The sequence below is a fragment of the Gammaproteobacteria bacterium genome (genome assembly GCA_016200485.1).
Lineage (GTDB): Bacteria > Pseudomonadota > Gammaproteobacteria > Tenderiales > Tenderiaceae > JACQEP01.
Window position 1 is genome coordinate 69,823 of the sequence record JACQEP010000004.1, and the last position, 17,598, is coordinate 87,420.

The following is a 17,598-nucleotide window of genomic DNA, read 5'->3' on the forward strand; positions in this document are numbered from 1 at the left end:
CTATTCACTCAGAATACTCATCATCATTTCCGTAGACTGATCGAACATAGCTACCATTTGAGAAAATGTGATTGGCAATGTCACAAGCATGATCACAAATCCAGCCATAATTGTGATCACAAATCCAATTGCAAAAATATTCATTTGGGGAGCCGCACGCGTAACCACACCGAGCACAATATTGATTGCCAGCAACGCTGTCACTGCTGGCAAGGCAATCATGATCCCGCCCGCAAATATCCAGGTACCGAAAGTGGCGATTGATAGATATTTCTCAGTTAACAAACTACCTGTAACAGGAATCAGATCAAAACTACTCGACAACACGCCAACAATTGCCAGATGCCCATTAATCGATATAAACAGAAGAATCGCCATAATGTTATAAAACTGGGCAATGACCGGAACACTAACCCCCGTCTGCGGATCCATCATCTGGGCAAAACCAAGACCCATTTGCATACCGATAATTTGTCCCCCATTTATAATGGCCGAAAAAATGATCTGGCAGACAAGCCCCAGTGCAACGCCAATGACTACTTGATTAAATATCAAAGAAATAATGCTTGAGTTCGAAAAATCAGTGGCTGCCGTTTCAGTAATTCCAGGCGCGATCGCAACCGTTAACGCAAGGGATAATATTAATTTTATCTTCACGGGGATCATGCCAACACTGAATACGGGAGCTACGGCCACAAATGACGCCACTCGAAAAAAAGGCAGCATAAAGGCTGAGATCCACTGTATTAGCATGGCGTCTGTCACAACCATAGTTACGGCCCAATAATCATCCAATTAGGTTTGGGATATCCAAAACCAGTCTCTCAAAATAATTTACAAGCAAAGAAAGCAGCCACGGCCCTGCAACAAGCAACACGGCGAAAGTGGTGAGAAGTTTTGGAATAAATGTCAGCGTTGACTCGTTGATTTGAGTAGCTGCTTGGAATACGCTTACAAGAATACCCACTATCAAGGAAGGAACTAACATCACCAGCACCATCAAAACTACCACCTGCAATGCATCGGCCGCGATACTCATTACGGTTTCTGGTGTCATAATCTAACTCACATAAAAACTGGATGCCAGCGTACCCATAATCAACACCCAACCATCAACCAGTACAAAAAGCATTATTTTGAACGGTAATGAAATAACAAGCGGCGATAACATCATCATCCCCATTGCCATCAGTACACTCGCTACAACCAAATCTATAATCAGAAATGGGATGAATATCAAAAATCCTATTTGAAACGCTGTTTTAATCTCGCTCGTCATAAATGCCGGGATTAAGACCGTCATTGGAATGTCATCCATCTTGTTCTCGTCCACCTCAATGCCGGCCAACTCTGAAAACAAGTTCAATTCCGAATCTCTAACTTGATTAGACATGAATTTTTTAAACGGCGCTAATGCGGCCGGAAATGCCTCTTCCACACTCTTTTTTTCATCAAGATAGGGGCCAATACCATCGGCGTATGATTTTTCAAGCACTGGAGTCATGATGAAGAATGTCAAGAACAGCGCCAATCCGACTAATATTTGGTTAGTGGGTGTGGACATTGTCCCGATCGCCTGCCTGAGCAGAGCCAGTACAATGATAATTCTGGTAAAACTGGTCATTGCCAGAATTGCCGCTGGCAAGAATGTAAGCGCTGTCATTACTGCCAGCACTTGTATACTGAGCGAATACGTCTGACTACCGTTTGGATTTACCGTTACGGTGACCGCATCTAGCCCTGTCTGGGCCGATACCAACCCTGGAATAAGCATCAATATCAAAACAGCCACAATATTCATTGACCACCTTTCTCTTTCATCACTTTTTTCAGGCGATCCAGAAACTGTCCTCCATCGGGCATCGTGGAGACATCACGATTAATTGCAACCTTGTTTTTGAGTACATGCAGTTTTGTAACATTGCCTGGCGCAACACCAACAAGGATTTGCTCATCCCCGATCTCAATCAATACAACTCTTTCCTTTTGACCAACTGATATTCCACTTCTGATGATTAGAGCATTATCGCTTCCCATCTTTAATGTACCGTAACGCTTTGCCAGCCAGCCTATGCCAATAATTACTGCAATTACAAAGCTCAAACCAATAATTGTTCTAAATAGTTGCCCACCAATCGAAATCTCGGGGGTTGCCCTGGGTAGCTTCTGAGTCGTGACTTCCGCTGCAAGCACAGGATCAATCATGAAAACCGATGCGCATACGATTAGAGATATCGCCACTAATACCCTATAACAACGGCTACTCATATTTTTATCCAACCTACTGATATCAACGTAGTTTCTTTATCCGCTCTGCAGCGCTAATAACGTCCGTCAGGCGAATACCAAATTTTTCATTCACTACAACTACCTCGCCATGAGCGATCAGAGTTCCATTAACGAGCACATCCATCGGTTCACCTGCGAGCCTATCAAGCTCAACGACGGATCCTTGATTTAATTGCAATAGATTTCTAATTGATATCTTCGTCCTTCCGATTTCCATGGACACAGTTACGGGTATATCTAATATAACTTCCAGATTCTGATCATTCGAACCACGATTACCTGTATCATCGAGCTCAGAGAGCGGGGCGGATTGATATTCCTGCTTCGGCTTTTCAGTCTCGGATGTCGTCTGCTGCTCGGAAAGCGCCGCAGCCCATTCATCGGCCACAGCATCCTGCTCGCCTGAACCTACTTGATCATTACTCATACAAACTCCTTAAACTAAATCTGTATCTTAGAAATAGGCATTACGTGCTTCACGGTCTCTGATATCTTAATCGCGTTATTACCGCGATGCTGACCAAACAACCCCCTAAATATCACTACGTCCTCAGCAGCAATCGATATCTTCTCCGGTATTTCCACAGGAATTACATCACCCGGCTTTAGCGATAGAATTTGTCTTAGCGTCAATGTCGTCTCGACGAGAGTGCTTTTCAGATCGACATCAGCGGCTTGGATGTCTTCTTTTACTGCATTTGTCCACCGCTCATCGACTTCGGAACGATCACTGACAGTACCCGCGTCCAATAAATCTCTTATCGGCTCAAGCATGGAATATGGAATTGTTACATGAAAATCTCCGCCGCCACCGTCAAGATCAACATGAAATGTACTAATCACCACCACTTCCGTTGGTGAAACTATGTTTGCAAAATGCGGGTTAACTTCCGAACTCTGATATTCAAATGCGACTTGCAATACAGGACTCCATGCATTCGTCAAATCACCAAATGCATGCTGGAGCATTAAATCAATAATCCTTCCCTCCGTCTGTGTAAACTCTCTACCTTCTATTTTGTTATAGAATTTTCCACTACCTCCGAAAAAGTTATCGACAACGATGTAGACCAATTTCGGATCGAATACAAATAGGGCCGTGCCACGTAGTGGCCTGATATGAACAAGATTCAAGCTCGTTGGCACAAAAAGGCTATGCACGTATTCGGCAAACTTGAGCATCTGGACTCCCCCTACTGCAATTTCCGGGGATCTTCGCAACATGTTGAACAGGCTCGTTCTAAAATATCTGGCAAACCGCTCATTGATCATTTCGAGCGTTGGCATTCGCCCACGAACAATCCGATCTTGGCTGGTAAAATCATATGGACGGGCGTCGCCATCCATGGCCATATCCGCCGCCTGTACTACATTATCATCCACTCCGTGGAGCAGCGCGTCTATTTCGTCCTGTGAAAGTAGATCGTTGACTGACATATTTTTATTGGATCACAAAGTTGGTGAAATAGACTTCTTCGATACCCGGCTTGCCGGATTTCTCTGTCATGATTGCCTGTAGCTTACTCAACACTGTTGATCTAATTTTATCCTTGCCCTCTTGGCTAATCAGATCACCATAGTCTTGGCTACTAAAAATCATGATCAATTCGTTGCGAATAACAGGCATATGCGTTTTGATTTGATCCGGCACGAGTGGATCATAGGTCATCACCTCAAGCTCCACCTGTAAAAATCGTAGCCCACTTTCTGTTTCAAAATTGACAGTAATCGGCTTATCAAACGCAAAATAGACGGGCACCTTCTTAACATTTGCTACAGCCCCTTGAGGCTGTTCCGCCTCAACCTTCTTGTGCCCGATAACCCCAGTCATAAACAGCGCGGTCCCTGCGATGCTGGTGACTCCCAACCCGCCCAGGATCAAAAGCAGCATCATTTTTTTCTTTTTATTACCTGGGGCTTCGGACTCGGCGCCTTCGCTCTCACTTGCTTCTGTCTTTTTTTCAGCCATATATCCATCCAGTTTGTGTTTACTGACAAAGTCAATGCAAAGTCTATACCAGTATTATTTTTTAATAAAATACAGATGGTTACATATTTCACATCAAAAGAGAGACGGGATGTTGACGCTTTGATGAGTAATTTACGAGGTCGCTGTCAAAGGCTAGACAGCATTAAGGGTTAAGGCAGGAACAGCATTAAAGAATTGGACTGACTGGAATCAGACCTTGGAATCACGCATAAAAATCAACCGCCAGCGCCAACCCTTGATCAGACGGGTAGTAGCTGCGGCTAGCGATCCCCACGTTGATATCCTCATCATTGAGTGCAAGTGTCCCACCATTCATCGATCGCTGTTCAGATTGACGCCGTTGCTGGGGATCGCGAGAAGATTGCCCAGATACCTGGGCATCGGCAAGCATCAAGCCATTAGACTGAAACAACTCACGCAATCTTGGCATCGAGCTTTCGATCGCGTCTCTGGTTGAGCTGTGATTTGCCGAGAAATTGATACTTGCCTGGTCATCGTTAAGTGTTATCCGCACCTCAATTGGCCCTAGATGCGCAGGATTAAGTCTTAACTCAGCTGTCTGCACCCCTTCCTTGGTCATCATGAGGATGCGCTGACCAAACTCCGATTTCCATTGTGGGCTTGCCAGTGGTATATCCAGCGCTGTCGCCCAATTTGACTTCATGGGGCTAGTGGTGGTTTCAGCCACTGATTTAAGGATGTTTGCGCTACGATCTCTCACATTTGACGAGGAATGAAGCCCAGTCAACGCTGCCAGATCAGAATCCATTCCCTTATCTATCCCCTCTGACATGCTTGTTCTGACCATCAATGGCACAATGGAAGCCCTTAATGTGTCAGAAACTCCCGTATTTTCCTGTAGCGAAATACTTTCCAACTTTATCGGAGTCACATCCGCCTGATCAGACACCTCTGATTGCTTCGCTTTCAGATGTGCCAATATCTGTGTTGGCAACAGCGTAGGCTGTAAATCTAAGGCCGTGTCCGCCACCTCTAACGGAATCAGTGGCGTACCAGTACCATCCCCGATAACACCAGCAGACAACTTCATCAGAATTGCCGGTGGCAATGTGCGTTCCACACCGGTAGATAATTGTGTGTCTATCGCTGGTCCCGGCAGAATCGGAGTACCCGAGACAATGATCGAGGTAGATTGTTGCCCCTCAATCAAAGGCTGCTGCCCTTCCAGCACGGGTTGCCCGAGCTGTTTAAATTGCTGTACCAGCATTTCCAGGGATTGATCTTGCGACACCCCGCCGGCCATACCGTTAGCCAAGAGCGATGAGTCAAGGGTCGATAGCGGCAAAGGCTCTCCGCCCTGTGGCAATAGTTGCTGCATTGCCGCCACATCGGATGCAGGCTCCTCTACCCCACCCAACAATTGCCGCAGTAAATCCCCAAACTCTTCACCCGATATAACTAGTTGATTTTCTGATAGATTAGTGCCCTGCCCAAAAGCAAGCGCAGGATTAATAACCTGCGACGAAGTCACTAGCGATGATGTTGCTGAGTTTTCCATCGGTAATCCGGGTGCTCAATGAAGTGGAGTTATAGATAATGAGCAATATTTGTGCCAGAACTCTGAAACGATCGCTCAGCGAGAAACTAAACTTCCGTCGTCACCTTGTCGATCAACCACCGTGAAATCTTGTGCAACGGCAAAATCTCCTCCGCCGCCCCAAGTTTTACGGCCTCACCGGGCATTCCCCAAACAACGCTGGATTTTTCATCCTGGGCGAGGGTCCTAGCTCCCGCTTCAAGCATCTCCTTGAGTCCCCTCGCACCATCATCCCCCATGCCTGTAAGGATCATACCAACGGCATTGGGTCCCGCACTTTGCGCAACGGAGCGAAAGAGCACATCCACCGACGGACGGTGACGATTTACAGGAGGGCCATCGCTGAGTTCACAACGATAACGAGCCCCATTCTTGACGACCAATAAATGCGCGTTACCCGGTGCGATGTACACATGTCCCGCCAATATCTGCTGGTCATGCTGGGCTTCAGAGACCTCCAGCTGACATAACTTGTTCATTCGTGCCGCGAAGGGCGCACTAAATGCCTCGGGAATATGTTGAGTAATGACAATGCCTGGCATATCCGGCGGCAATCCAATCAGCACATCCTTAATCGCCTCGGTACCTCCCGTAGAAGCGCCAATGGCAATCAGCTTATCGGTAGTCTTGTAATGCTTGGAACGCCCCTTATTGAGAACCACATCGGCAGAATATTTAGGCGGGACATTTTGTGAAGTCGCAAGTGCGTTATGTCTTGCCTTGATATTGACCTTGGACGCGACCTTTATCTTATTCACAAGATCATCGCGATATTCACGAATACCTGACTCTACATCGATTTTTGGTTTGGTAACAAAATCAATTGCACCACACTCTAATGCCTGCAAAGTAACATCCGCGCCAGCCTCCGTCAGAGACGACACCATCACCACTGGCATCGGACGTAATCGCATGAGATTTTTGAGAAAAGTCAATCCATCCATGCGCGGCATTTCTACATCAAGCGTCAGCACATCGGGATTCAACTCTCTAATTTTCTCTCTGGCCACATAAGGATCTTGCGCCCAACCCACTACTTCCAATTCTGGGTCGCTTGAAATTAACTCCGAGAGCAGCTTTCTAATAAGCGCGGAATCATCGACTATTAATACTTTTATTCTATTCATAACCATCCGTTGACATTAGAACAGGTCTATATCGCCCTCGATCTTTTCATGCTCCAGTGCGTCCAGATACTTGACTTCCCTTTCTACAATCGTATTGTTATGCACGGCCCTGAGTTTTTTTAGCTTCACCCTTCCTGACAAAGGATAATAGTAAACTTTTCTGGGATATATATCGCCAACGTCTTCTGCCGCAAGTTTTAATTGCTCTAATTTGATAAACTCTTTCACAAATCTGATATTCATGGCGCCGATATTGGTCATCTGTTCAAGGATTCTGCCCCCGCCAAATATCTTGACCTCCAGGTTCTCCTTTGATCCACCATTCTTCAAAATGCTATTAATGAGCGCCTCCATGGCAAAGTTACCATAGCGGGTTGAAGTAGTGTTGAATGCAGGGCCGCGATGACTACTAACTTCATCTCTACTGACTGGAAGCATGAAATGGTTCATGCCACCTATCCCAAAGACCACATCCCTGATACAAGCGGAAATACATGACCCCAATACGGTCACGACGATCTCATCCAGGGCGGTCACATAATATTCACCTGGCAATATCTTGGCCGCAGGCATATCGCATGACTTATCCCAATATTTATTAATATGATCAAACCCAGGAATACCTCTCAATCCAGAAAATTGATTGATTTTTCCTGTCCTGCTCACGATATCTTCCGATATATTGTTTGCCCCAACAGATCAAACCTATCCGAAACCTTATACAGGCTTTCTGAATGACCTATAAACAAAAACCCTTGCGGCCTCAGATGATTCGCAAATCGATCGAATAATTTGGTTTGGGTTGGCTTATCAAAATAAATAACCACATTTCGGCAAAATATGATATCTACATCCTGTTTAACAGGCCATTCACCCATCAGATTTAGCTGTTTAAACATTATCATCTGCCGCAACTCAGGTTTTACCCTCACCATGCCCTCGTTATCGCCAGATCCTCTGCTAAACCATTTTTTCACCACAAGCTCAGACAAACCATTCACTCGCTCGGCACCATAGATCCCACTTCGACCCTTCGCCAGAACTGCGGTATCCAGATCAGTGGCAAGTATCTTTACTGACCACCCTGGGTAACTTCGCAATGTCTCTGTCATGGTAATTGCCAGACTATACGGCTCCTCACCCGTGGAGCAACCCGCCGACCAGATTCGAATGGTATTTCCAGGGCGACCTTCCTTCACAATACTGGGCACTAACTGCTGCTTGAGATATTCGAAATGATGTTTCTCGCGAAAAAATGAGGTCAGGTTGGTTGTGATCGAATTAATGAAATCACCAAGCTCATTACTGCTTTCTTCTTGGATTATTGCACAATACTCACGAAATCCACCCAGCCCAAGCTGCCGTAACCGTTTTGATAAACGGCTATAGACCATTTCCCTTTTCGCATCAGAAAGGTTGATGCCTGTGCGATCATAGACGATCTTTCTTATCTGATCGAATTCATGATCGTCAAGCACATATTGTTTTTCCATGTGCGGCCACTCTCGCCATCATTTATGATAGTTATCCCTACCCACAAATCGTTCAACCTCGTATTATAAAGTCGAGGCGACAACACCTTCATCAATTTGCTCCAATACGCTTGTATTGAGTAATTTATCAATATTCAGGACAATGATCATCTTATCGTCCACCGTAGCCAGGCCGCGCACGAAATCCGTACTAATAGCGTGACCGAAATCTGGCGCCGACTTCATACCATCATCGCTGATATTGTAAACCTCTGAAACAGCATCAACGACTATTCCCATGGTCCGCATTCCTTTTTCACCCTCTACTTTGAGGACGATCACAACCGTTGTTTGGCCGTAACTTATTGGGTCGAGCCGGAATCTCAGTCTTAAGTCAACGATGGGGACGATGGTTCCTCGCAGATTGATCACACCTTTGATATATTTTGGTGTATTGGGGATTTGCGTCACGTTATCCCATCCCTTGATTTCCTGCACACGGAGAATATCAATACCATACTCTTCACCTGCCAGCAAAAATGTCAGATATTGATCTGTATCTGTATTTCTACTGAGAATATCCAATTCAATACTTTGCCTAGCTTCCATAATATCTGCTCCTGTACACGCTTATCCTATGCCAATGCCGAAGAAAGCTCGCTCAATTCAGAATAACTATGCTGATTCAACTTGGATAGTTTAATCAGCCCAGGAGTATCGACGATTAGCGCCACCGTTCCATCACCGAGAATAGTTGCCCCTGAAATTCCTTCGACTTTCTTGAAATTCGACTCAAGACTCTTGATAACCACCTGCTGTTGACCGAGCAATTCATCAACAAAAATACCGCCATATCGCCCTTCGCCTTCAACAACAACAAGTAATCCACCAACAAGTTTGGTACTATCGGATTCTATGTTAAATGTCTTATGCAATCTGATAACGGGTATATACTCGTTACGCAAACGATATAACTCGGCATCTCCGGCAATCGATTTCACATGCTCTGCCTTTACCTGCAGTGACTCAATGATTGACACCAGAGGCACAATAAACGTTTCACTTCCAACCCTTACCAGTTGTCCGTCAAGAATAGCCAATGTAAGTGGCAACCTGACCCTAAAAGTGGTCCCGACATCGATTTCAGAAATGATTTCAATGGTTCCACCAAGCTCGTTAATATTTCTCCTGACAACGTCCATGCCCACACCGCGACCAGAAATATCGCTGACCTGCTCAGCTGTCGATAAACCTGGCGCAAAGATCAGCTCCAGCGTTTTCTCCTTGCTAAGGTTATCGTTTTCTCCAATAATTCCCCGCTCGATGGCTTTGCAACGAATCTTGTCTGTATCAATCCCTGCACCATCATCAGTTATTTCTATAATGATATTTCCACCTTGATGAAATGCATTTAAATGCACATGGCCCGTCTCTGGCTTTCCTATTTTCCTTCTCTTCTCAGGCAGCTCAATCCCATGATCAAGAGAATTACGGACAAGGTGTACCAAAGGATCCCCGATCCTCTCCATCACAGTCTTATCCAACTCTGTGCTTTCACCTGAAAGTTTCAACTCAACTTTCTTCCCCAACTGGTTACCAATATCGTGCACCAGCCTCGGAAACCGGTTAAAGGCGAAACTAATGGGCAACATACGAATTCGCATCACATTTTCTTGCAACTCGCGGGTATGCCTCTCAAGCTCGACCAAACCATCCTGCAGCTTTTGAAGCTTATCGAGAGTAAACTTTTCGCCAATTTGATTTAGCATCGACTGGGTAATGACCAACTCGCCAACCATATCAATCAGCGCATCGACTTTATCGATGCCAACACGTATCGACCCGGAGTCTGATGGTGCAGCGCGGCGCACTGCAGATTGATCCGTCTTGGATACTGCATTTTCCTGACCGACACTTGATCTATTAACGTTATCCCTCTCACCTGAGGCTGCCTTTACTTCGGGTTGGGTGACGGACTCACTTATAACATCCACAGTCAATGCTGATGCATTATCTTGCGCGTTAGAAGAAGAGGTACTGACTGTTTCTATGGTGATATCTGCATCATCCTCAACCCATGAAAATACGTCTTTAATTGCCGACTCTTCAACTACTCCATGAAGCATAATTTCCCACGCAAGGTAGCTATTTTCAGGATTTAGCTTTTCCAAGTGCGGCAATTTGTCGAGATTGGCAATTACTTCCATATCACCAAGCTCAGAAAGTTCGGCCAATATTCTTAGGGGGTCATTCCCAGTTCTGAAAAGATGTGACTTTGGAGTGAATTTTATTTTATAGCTCGTGCCAATATTGGACGTCTTTATAATGGGTGCTATCGCCTCTGATGTCGCTGATTGTTGTTCTGGAGACTTCTTCGGCTCCTCGCCACTGAGCATTTCCTCTAATTTAGCATGAACCATATTGATCCTGGCTTGATCCAGCGGCAGCTTAGACTGTAACGACTTCATCATTTCACGAATGACATCGACCGATGTCAACATCAGCTCAACCGCCGGCTGGCTAATCTTCCTCTTTCCGCTTCTCATTTCATCAAGAAGAGTTTCAAGTACATGTGTAAAATTAGAAACCTCTTTCAGCCCAAAGGTACCACTTCCCCCTTTTATGGAGTGAGCCGCCCTGAATATATTATTGATCGTTTCATCATCCACTGAACTGCTATCAAGATTAAGCAGCTCAGACTCCATGATATCGAGACCTTCAAAACTTTCTTCGTAGAAGGTGGCTAGAAATTGACTGATGTCGATGCTCATGTCATGGTCCTTGTATTACCTGATAACCTTTTTAATAGTGGCCAGCAACTGATCTGGATTAAAAGGTTTTACTATCCAGCCTGTAGCGCCCGCAGCCTTGCCTTCCACCTTTTTTTCAGCCCCGGATTCAGTAGTCAGCATCAAAATTGGCGTAAACTTGAAAGTCGGCAATACACGCAGTGCCTTTATTAAAGCGATGCCATCCATCTTGGGCATGTTGACGTCAGTCAACACCAGATCAATCTTGGCCGTCTTTGCCTTACTCAGAGCATCTTGACCATCAACAGCCTCAACAACGCTGTAGCCAGCTCCTTTCAACGTAAACGACACCATTTGTCGCATTGATGCAGAGTCATCAACGGCTAATATTGTGGGCATAACTGACTCCTATCCTGCATATAATCTTTATATTCCGTAAACAATCCCTAAACAGCGTTTAAATGCAGTACTTCACCAAGCCCTGATAACTTTCCGGCATTAATGAGGGCCTGCGATGGCGACTGCCATCGAATAGCGTGTTTTGCCTGGTCTGCATCATTGAATAACGCCGTCAACAATTGCAAGGCTGCGCCATCTATACGTTCTAGATGCGTGGCATCCAGAACAATCTCCCCATCAGAAACCATCGCCTGAAGAATGAGCGCTCTGAAGTCCATAACTACACTGACATCAAGCGATTCGCCACAATCGATGACCATAAGCGAATCGTTGCTAGATAAATGATCCATATCATCCCTCTATTATTTATAGGGATATTCCTGAACTTGAATATATCCACCCGAACCACTTCTAATGGGTTAACGGCAGGTTATTGAATGACTTTAACGTTCAAAACCGCAGATAATGTAAGAAATATTTTTGGGAAACATTGGGTTAGAATGGTTTAAAGCTAATCTACAGACTTGATAACAACGAAAGGATTAAATCAATTAAGGCGGCTGCCCTCAAACGTTCCTATGATGTTTTATTTGCGGGCTCGCGACTATTGCGCTCATCTTGTTCAATTTGTTCGCGTTTCTCCTGTATCTTTCTTTCGTCAGCAACATACCTGGCCAGTACGTTATCCAGCGCCTTGGATCGCCCCCTCTGCGAAAACCAAAATGCTTTACTACGATCCAAATCGAGCAGTGCCTGTTCAATCGATTTCTCCTGCTGTTCAATGGCCTGCTTTAATTTTTCCAAAAAGAGGCGATAATCAACCGCCTTGGCACTGGGCATACCGGTTTTTCCCACCAGACTAAATTGACGCACGTATTCGTTGTGATATTGCTTCAGATCACTCAGCCTGTTGATAGCCTGCTCGTATTTTTTCAAAGATGCGCCCAGAGATTCCGCCGCCTTTCTTTCAGCATCATGTGCAAGATCGACGATTGGCGTAAATCTCTTTGATTTTTTCATGTCCAACTTTATGACCGGGAATTATCTTTGAACTGGCAATTGATCATTCGCAAATAGAGTCCTGAGTGCGGCACATGATTCTTCGTGGGTCACTCGCTCATCAATCCCCTGCTGCAGAAATCTCGTCATGCTTGGATGCAAAGCAATGGCTTCATCGGTCCGTTTATCGCTACCCTTGGCATAGGCGCCAATACTGATTAGATCTCTATTCTGTTCATAGGTAGAATATATTTGCCTGAACTTTCTGGCCATCATTTGATCATCCTGACTCACGATCTCATTCATAACTCGGCTGATCGAACCCTCAATTTCAATAGCAGGATAATGCCCCATATCGGCCAGTCGTCTCGACAACACAATATGCCCATCCAGAATAGCGCGCGCCGCATCTGCAATAGGATCTTGACCATCATCGCCCTCGGTTAATACCGTATAGAAGGCCGTTATCGATCCAACTCCGTCACGACTATTTCCTGCGCGTTCCACAAGCTGTGGTAACTTGAAGAAAACAGAAGGCGGATATCCCTTGGTCGCAGGTGGTTCTCCAATCGCCAGCGCAATCTCGCGTTGAGCCTGCGCATAGCGCGTCAATGAGTCCATAAGGAGAAGAACATTTTTGCCCTGATCCCGAAAATATTCAGCAATACTTGCGGCCAGCGATGCACCATGTAATCGCATCAGCGGTGGCATATCCGCGGGAGTCGCTACCACAACCGCCCGCGACATACCTTCCTCGCCTAGAATCCTTTCAATGAACTCTTTCACTTCGCGGCCACGCTCACCAATGAGTCCCACCACAATCACATCAGCATTGGTAAATCTTGTCATCATGCCAAGCAGCACACTTTTACCCACACCACTTCCTGCGAACAACCCCATGCGCTGCCCACGTCCAACAGTATATAAAGCATTGATGGCACGCACCCCCACATCCAAGTGGTGCTCAATGGGTTTTCTGTCAAGAGGATTAATCATTTTTGGATTCAATGAAACACGAGCCGAGGTCTTGAGCGGCCCTTTACCATCCAAAGGCTTGCCAGTACCATCCAGAACACGGCCCAGCAGTTCTGGGCCCGCAGGAGCATCACTAATAGTACTTACAGGATAAACCGAGGCATTAGGCACCAGGCCTCTAATGTCCCCCACAGGCATCAAATAGGTCTTTCCCCCGGAAAAGCCAACAACCTCCGCTTCGATAGGAAGGCCAAGAGAAGAAGAAATAAGACATCTACCACCAATAACCGCCCGAATTCCAACCGCTTCCAGAGTCAAGCCAACCATCCTGGTTAACTTCCCACATATCTGAATAGGAATCGCAGTATCAAGTCTCGTCTTTCTTTGCGAAAGTCTATTATGTACGTTCTGCTTGGATAGATAATATTCAGGTGTTTCGTGCGTCATGTTCCCGCTCACCGCCTAATAACTCAGCCGCAATCGTAGCTATCCGGTTTTCAATGCTGGCATCGATAAGAGACTCCTCAGTCTCCACCCTGCATCCACCTCTCTCAACAGAAAGATCATCATGCAGTTCAATTCGTGCATCTTGCTTGCCAATGGCATATATTTCCCTGACGATCTCCGCATCCGCAGGATTTAAATATATGGACACCTTTGAATACATCGGTGGCAAACTTGCTATGGCCTCGCGTACAACGCCGACAATATGCTTCGGGTCAGTCTTAAATTCTCTTCTTATAATTTGCCTGGCAATCGCAATAGAAAGATTAACTATCTCTTCTTCCAACTTGTCATCAACCTCTTTAAGAGGATTTATAAAATGATCGATTATATTTAGTATTGTTCGCCTTTCTTTATCAGCCTGTTTTCTCCCTTGCTCCAGTCCATCGGCGGTTCCATGAGCATAACCCTCTTGCCGTGCCTGCTCATAAATCCTTTTCAATTCGTCATCAGAAACAATATTCTTGTTTCTAACTACATGCTCGGAAAGAATTCCGGAGCTATGTTCTACATCAGAAAAAAATTCAGGCCGCTCCCATTTTTTTGGCTCATTCACATCATTGCTCTTGATAATATTAGACAAACTCTTCACCCTTACCACCCAATGAGAGCTCACCTGCTTCCATCATGCGACGCGCAATAGCCAGGATTTCTTTCTGTGCCGCCTCGGCATCACTGAGTCGTACTGGCCCCTTGGCCTCAAGGTCGTCACGCAACATTTCGCCAGCGCGCTTCGACATATTTTTAAATATTTTTTCCTTGACTGCCTCATCGGCTGCCTTGAGCGCCATGATCAGAGTTTCGGATGAAATTTCTCTCAACAGCAGCTGAACACCTCTGTCATCGATTTCAGCGATGTTATCAAACACAAACATCAAATCTTCTATTCCCTGTCCCAAGTCAGGGTCGGCTTCCTTGATTTCCTCCATGATCTCACCTTCAATATTAGTATCCATGAAGTTAAGAATATTGGCCGCCGTCTTCTTACCACCGACATTCGATGTTTGAACATTATTATTGCCCGAGAACTGTTTCTCCAAGATATTATCAAGTTCATTTAGTGCAGCAGGTTGAATACCATCCAGAGATGCGATTCTCATGATCACGTCAGAACGTGTTCGCTCCGGCAAAAGAGATAAAATTTCGGCTGCATGATCTGGCTCAAGATATGACAGTACAATAGCAATAATTTGTGGATGCTCGCGCCTGATCAATTCGGCGACTGATTTTGGTTCCATCCATTTCAATGCTTCCAAGCCCTTGGATGAATGACCAAATAAGATGCGATCGATGACCTGCCCGGCCTTATCCTGACCCAACGCGCTGACAAGAATATTACGAATATATTCTTCAGATCCCCCCAGCGATGCTTGATTATCAAGCTCACCCACAAAAGTTGTTAGCACCTCAAATACAACTTCCTTGGGTACATTACTAATCGTTGACATCGCAGTGCCCACACGTTGGACCTCCTTCGGCCCCATATGCTTTAATATTTCAGCGGCATCGGCCTCCCCTAAGCTCATTAGAAGAATTGCTGCGCGCTCGGAGCCACTTAGCTGATCAGCCTTTCTGTCAGGATTAGGCATCTTTTTCTACCCACTGTTTAACAACCTGCGCCACACGTCGCGGATCTTGTGTTGCCAGCGATTTCGCAGTGGCTAACTGTTCATCATAGCTTTTGCGCTGTGCAGCCAGTAGAGCCCCTGAATTATCCAGGGTGGCCATTCTACCCATGTCGTCGCCGGCCATTCCTTTATGCTTCCCTTTCTCTGCCAAGGCCTTCAAGATGGGCTTTATCACGAAAATCACAATGAATATTATCAGACCAACGCCTGCCACCTGTTTTCCTATATCAAGCAGCATTCCAGAATCGAACAACGGCTCGGCTACCGGTGCCTCAGGTTCAGCGACAGTCTGGAATTCAGCACTAATGACATTGACGCTATCACCCCGCTGCGAATCAAAACCCACAGCTTCTTTAACAAAGGATGTCAAACGTGTAATTTCCGCCTCTGTCATCTTTTTGCCACCTGAACCACTATTTTGATCCAGCACAACAGCGACAGATAGGCGGCGCACGGTCCCCGAGGGCATCCGCGTATGAGAGATAGTTCTATCCAGCTCATAATTACGCACCAAACGTCGACTCGAGTTTTGCGGGGATTCTTGGGTCGCAGTTTGACTCGCTGCATTAGGCTGCACGGTACCTCCCGCTGGCGGTTGATTGGAAAGCGTGCCAGGAACCCCAGCCGGCCCACCTGCGCCGCCTTTGCTTTCTTCTTCTATGCTCTGTTCACTACGAACAGCCGGTAAATCAGGATTGTAATTCTCCTGAGTCTGTTCCGTAACTGAATAATCAAGTTCAGCAGTCACCTGCGCACGTACCTTATCGGCGCCTACAATCGGTGCCAATATCGATTCAATGCGCTTAACGTAATATTCTTCAATATTTTTTCGATATTCAAACTGTGATGCCGAATATCTGATGTCATTGTTAACAGCAGGCGAGCTCAAAAGCCTACCCATCTGATCAACCACAGTAACACTTTCAGAATCAAGATTTGGCACACTGGATGCCACCAAATGTACAATGGAAGAAGCCTGCTCCTGACTCATTTGCCGCCCCTGATTCAGGGTGACAACGACCGAAGCCGTGGCCTTCTTTTTATCTCTTACAAATGCACTTTGCTTTGGCAATGCCAAATGAACGCGCGCGCTCCGTATGCTATTAATTGATGAAATTGTACGCGCCAACTCTCCTTCCAATGCCCGCTGATAACGTGCAGTTTCAGCCATTTGGCTCGCCCCAAAGCCCTGATCCTTATCCAGCAACTCATAGCCAGTACCACTTGATTTTGGCAAGCCGACGCCCGCCAGCTTGAGCCTGGCCTCATGCACCATGGAAGCGTCTACCATAATGGCGCCCGTGTTTTTATTAATCTCATAGGGAATATTGGCCTGATCCAGCGCTTTGGATATTTCGAGCACCTCTTGATCGGCAAGATTGCCATATAACATTCTGTAAGTAGGTTTCTGCGCCCACAAAGCAATCGATACCGCCACGGCGATCAATGCCGCGAACCCCACCAAGAGCCCGACCTGCCGAACCAGGGTAAGCCTATCAAACCCTTTGACTGGCTCGGTCACTGATTCTGGTTTTAATATCTCCATTCGATTCCATTCCTAACTGCAGCAAAATTAAATCGGCATATTCAACACATCATGGTACGCCTGGACCAGCTTATTTCTAACCTCGGTCATTGCTGTAAAGGCAATTTTTGCCTTCTCAGAAGCCAATGTAATATCAATAATCGACACAGAAGAATCGCCCTGGTCAAATCTCGTCTTCAAATCTGTCGATGTTACTTGCAGCTCATTGACTGCCTTTACCGATTTTGTCAGTAAATCGCCAAAATTCACCCTCTCGGCATTATCCATCGCTGGCGCCTGCTCGGCCTTCGCCTGTGCCGCCAGAGTTCGCATTTGTGCCAACACTTGTTCAACGCCCATAGTACTCATAGCCGCTTCCTCA

General features: G+C 45.9%; 21 protein-coding genes. All 21 read right to left on the bottom strand.

The window, feature by feature from the left end; genetic code table 11:
• On the bottom strand, positions 1-795 hold the full coding sequence (fliR, locus tag HY272_00895; GenBank protein MBI3771252.1) for a flagellar biosynthetic protein FliR: 795 nt from the start codon (positions 793-795) through the stop codon (positions 1-3).
• Positions 788-1,057 (bottom strand): flagellar biosynthesis protein FliQ, encoded by a 270-nt coding sequence (gene fliQ / locus HY272_00900; protein ID MBI3771253.1) that lies wholly within the window; start codon positions 1,055-1,057, stop codon positions 788-790. Before fliQ ends, fliR begins: the two co-directional genes overlap by 8 nt.
• Before the next feature lie 3 nt (positions 1,058-1,060).
• The gene (gene fliP, locus HY272_00905; GenBank protein ID MBI3771254.1) at positions 1,061-1,801 is read right to left on the bottom strand and encodes a flagellar type III secretion system pore protein FliP; all 741 of its coding nucleotides are present in this window, start codon (positions 1,799-1,801) and stop codon (positions 1,061-1,063) included.
• On the bottom strand, positions 1,798-2,205 hold the full coding sequence (gene fliO / locus HY272_00910) for a flagellar biosynthetic protein FliO (protein MBI3771255.1): 408 nt from the start codon (positions 2,203-2,205) through the stop codon (positions 1,798-1,800). Before fliO ends, fliP begins: the two co-directional genes overlap by 4 nt.
• Positions 2,206-2,290: 85 nt before the next feature.
• Positions 2,291-2,716, bottom strand: coding sequence for a flagellar motor switch protein FliN (gene fliN / locus HY272_00915; protein ID MBI3771256.1), 426 nt, complete (start codon positions 2,714-2,716; stop codon positions 2,291-2,293).
• A gap of 14 nt (positions 2,717-2,730) precedes the next feature.
• Positions 2,731-3,726 (bottom strand): flagellar motor switch protein FliM, encoded by a 996-nt coding sequence (gene fliM, locus HY272_00920; protein ID MBI3771257.1) that lies wholly within the window; start codon positions 3,724-3,726, stop codon positions 2,731-2,733.
• A gap of 4 nt (positions 3,727-3,730) precedes the next feature.
• Positions 3,731-4,258: a flagellar basal body-associated FliL family protein gene (locus tag HY272_00925; GenBank protein MBI3771258.1), complete on the bottom strand. Its 528-nt coding sequence runs from the start codon at positions 4,256-4,258 to the stop codon at positions 3,731-3,733.
• A 223-nt stretch (positions 4,259-4,481) separates the two neighbouring features.
• Positions 4,482-5,798: a flagellar hook-length control protein FliK gene (locus tag HY272_00930; GenBank protein ID MBI3771259.1), complete on the bottom strand. Its 1,317-nt coding sequence runs from the start codon at positions 5,796-5,798 to the stop codon at positions 4,482-4,484.
• Between the two features lie 86 nt (positions 5,799-5,884).
• Complete coding sequence (locus HY272_00935) at positions 5,885-6,964, bottom strand: chemotaxis response regulator protein-glutamate methylesterase (GenBank protein ID MBI3771260.1); 1,080 nt, start codon at positions 6,962-6,964, stop codon at positions 5,885-5,887.
• Positions 6,965-6,979: 15 nt separating this feature from the next.
• Positions 6,980-7,630, bottom strand: a complete 651-nt coding sequence (gene cheD / locus HY272_00940; protein MBI3771261.1) for a chemoreceptor glutamine deamidase CheD — start codon at positions 7,628-7,630, stop codon at positions 6,980-6,982.
• Complete coding sequence (locus HY272_00945) at positions 7,627-8,457, bottom strand: protein-glutamate O-methyltransferase (GenBank protein ID MBI3771262.1); 831 nt, start codon at positions 8,455-8,457, stop codon at positions 7,627-7,629. The genes cheD and HY272_00945 overlap by 4 nt, the downstream gene beginning before the upstream one ends.
• 63 nt (positions 8,458-8,520) lie before the next feature.
• Positions 8,521-9,045, bottom strand: coding sequence for a chemotaxis protein CheW (locus HY272_00950; GenBank protein ID MBI3771263.1), 525 nt, complete (start codon positions 9,043-9,045; stop codon positions 8,521-8,523).
• Positions 9,046-9,071: 26 nt separating this feature from the next.
• On the bottom strand, positions 9,072-11,207 hold the full coding sequence (locus HY272_00955; GenBank protein ID MBI3771264.1) for a chemotaxis protein CheA: 2,136 nt from the start codon (positions 11,205-11,207) through the stop codon (positions 9,072-9,074).
• A gap of 15 nt (positions 11,208-11,222) precedes the next feature.
• Positions 11,223-11,585, bottom strand: a complete 363-nt coding sequence (locus HY272_00960; protein MBI3771265.1) for a response regulator — start codon at positions 11,583-11,585, stop codon at positions 11,223-11,225.
• A 47-nt stretch (positions 11,586-11,632) separates the two neighbouring features.
• Positions 11,633-11,935 (bottom strand): STAS domain-containing protein, encoded by a 303-nt coding sequence (locus HY272_00965; protein MBI3771266.1) that lies wholly within the window; start codon positions 11,933-11,935, stop codon positions 11,633-11,635.
• Between the two features lie 226 nt (positions 11,936-12,161).
• Complete coding sequence (gene fliJ, locus HY272_00970; GenBank protein MBI3771267.1) at positions 12,162-12,605, bottom strand: flagellar export protein FliJ; 444 nt, start codon at positions 12,603-12,605, stop codon at positions 12,162-12,164.
• Positions 12,606-12,626: 21 nt separating this feature from the next.
• Positions 12,627-14,006, bottom strand: a complete 1,380-nt coding sequence (gene fliI / locus HY272_00975; protein ID MBI3771268.1) for a flagellar protein export ATPase FliI — start codon at positions 14,004-14,006, stop codon at positions 12,627-12,629.
• Positions 13,987-14,646: a flagellar assembly protein FliH gene (locus HY272_00980; protein ID MBI3771269.1), complete on the bottom strand. Its 660-nt coding sequence runs from the start codon at positions 14,644-14,646 to the stop codon at positions 13,987-13,989. The genes fliI and HY272_00980 overlap by 20 nt, the downstream gene beginning before the upstream one ends.
• On the bottom strand, positions 14,639-15,652 hold the full coding sequence (fliG, locus tag HY272_00985; GenBank protein MBI3771270.1) for a flagellar motor switch protein FliG: 1,014 nt from the start codon (positions 15,650-15,652) through the stop codon (positions 14,639-14,641). Before fliG ends, HY272_00980 begins: the two co-directional genes overlap by 8 nt.
• Complete coding sequence (fliF, locus tag HY272_00990; GenBank protein ID MBI3771271.1) at positions 15,645-17,237, bottom strand: flagellar M-ring protein FliF; 1,593 nt, start codon at positions 17,235-17,237, stop codon at positions 15,645-15,647. The genes fliG and fliF overlap by 8 nt, the downstream gene beginning before the upstream one ends.
• Positions 17,238-17,264: 27 nt before the next feature.
• The gene (gene fliE, locus HY272_00995; protein MBI3771272.1) at positions 17,265-17,585 is read right to left on the bottom strand and encodes a flagellar hook-basal body complex protein FliE; all 321 of its coding nucleotides are present in this window, start codon (positions 17,583-17,585) and stop codon (positions 17,265-17,267) included.
• Between the last annotated feature and the right edge of the window lie 13 nt (positions 17,586-17,598).

Coding starts and splice junctions, on each gene's coding strand:
- fliQ (MBI3771253.1), bottom strand. CDS start 1,057: ATGACACCAGAAACCGTAATGAGTATCGCGGCCGATGCATTGCAGGTG.
- fliP (MBI3771254.1), bottom strand. CDS start 1,801: ATGAATATTGTGGCTGTTTTGATATTGATGCTTATTCCAGGGTTGGTA.
- fliO (MBI3771255.1), bottom strand. CDS start 2,205: ATGATTGATCCTGTGCTTGCAGCGGAAGTCACGACTCAGAAGCTACCC.
- fliN (MBI3771256.1), bottom strand. CDS start 2,716: ATGAGTAATGATCAAGTAGGTTCAGGCGAGCAGGATGCTGTGGCCGAT.
- fliM (MBI3771257.1), bottom strand. CDS start 3,726: ATGTCAGTCAACGATCTACTTTCACAGGACGAAATAGACGCGCTGCTC.
- HY272_00925 (MBI3771258.1), bottom strand. CDS start 4,258: ATGGCTGAAAAAAAGACAGAAGCAAGTGAGAGCGAAGGCGCCGAGTCC.
- HY272_00930 (MBI3771259.1), bottom strand. CDS start 5,798: ATGGAAAACTCAGCAACATCATCGCTAGTGACTTCGTCGCAGGTTATT.
- HY272_00935 (MBI3771260.1), bottom strand. CDS start 6,964: ATGAATAGAATAAAAGTATTAATAGTCGATGATTCCGCGCTTATTAGA.
- HY272_00945 (MBI3771262.1), bottom strand. CDS start 8,457: ATGGAAAAACAATATGTGCTTGACGATCATGAATTCGATCAGATAAGA.
- HY272_00950 (MBI3771263.1), bottom strand. CDS start 9,045: ATGGAAGCTAGGCAAAGTATTGAATTGGATATTCTCAGTAGAAATACA.
- HY272_00955 (MBI3771264.1), bottom strand. CDS start 11,207: ATGAGCATCGACATCAGTCAATTTCTAGCCACCTTCTACGAAGAAAGT.
- HY272_00960 (MBI3771265.1), bottom strand. CDS start 11,585: ATGCCCACAATATTAGCCGTTGATGACTCTGCATCAATGCGACAAATG.
- HY272_00965 (MBI3771266.1), bottom strand. CDS start 11,935: ATGGATCATTTATCTAGCAACGATTCGCTTATGGTCATCGATTGTGGC.
- fliJ (MBI3771267.1), bottom strand. CDS start 12,605: ATGAAAAAATCAAAGAGATTTACGCCAATCGTCGATCTTGCACATGAT.
- fliI (MBI3771268.1), bottom strand. CDS start 14,006: ATGACGCACGAAACACCTGAATATTATCTATCCAAGCAGAACGTACAT.
- fliG (MBI3771270.1), bottom strand. CDS start 15,652: ATGCCTAATCCTGACAGAAAGGCTGATCAGCTAAGTGGCTCCGAGCGC.
- fliF (MBI3771271.1), bottom strand. CDS start 17,237: ATGGAGATATTAAAACCAGAATCAGTGACCGAGCCAGTCAAAGGGTTT.
- fliE (MBI3771272.1), bottom strand. CDS start 17,585: ATGAGTACTATGGGCGTTGAACAAGTGTTGGCACAAATGCGAACTCTG.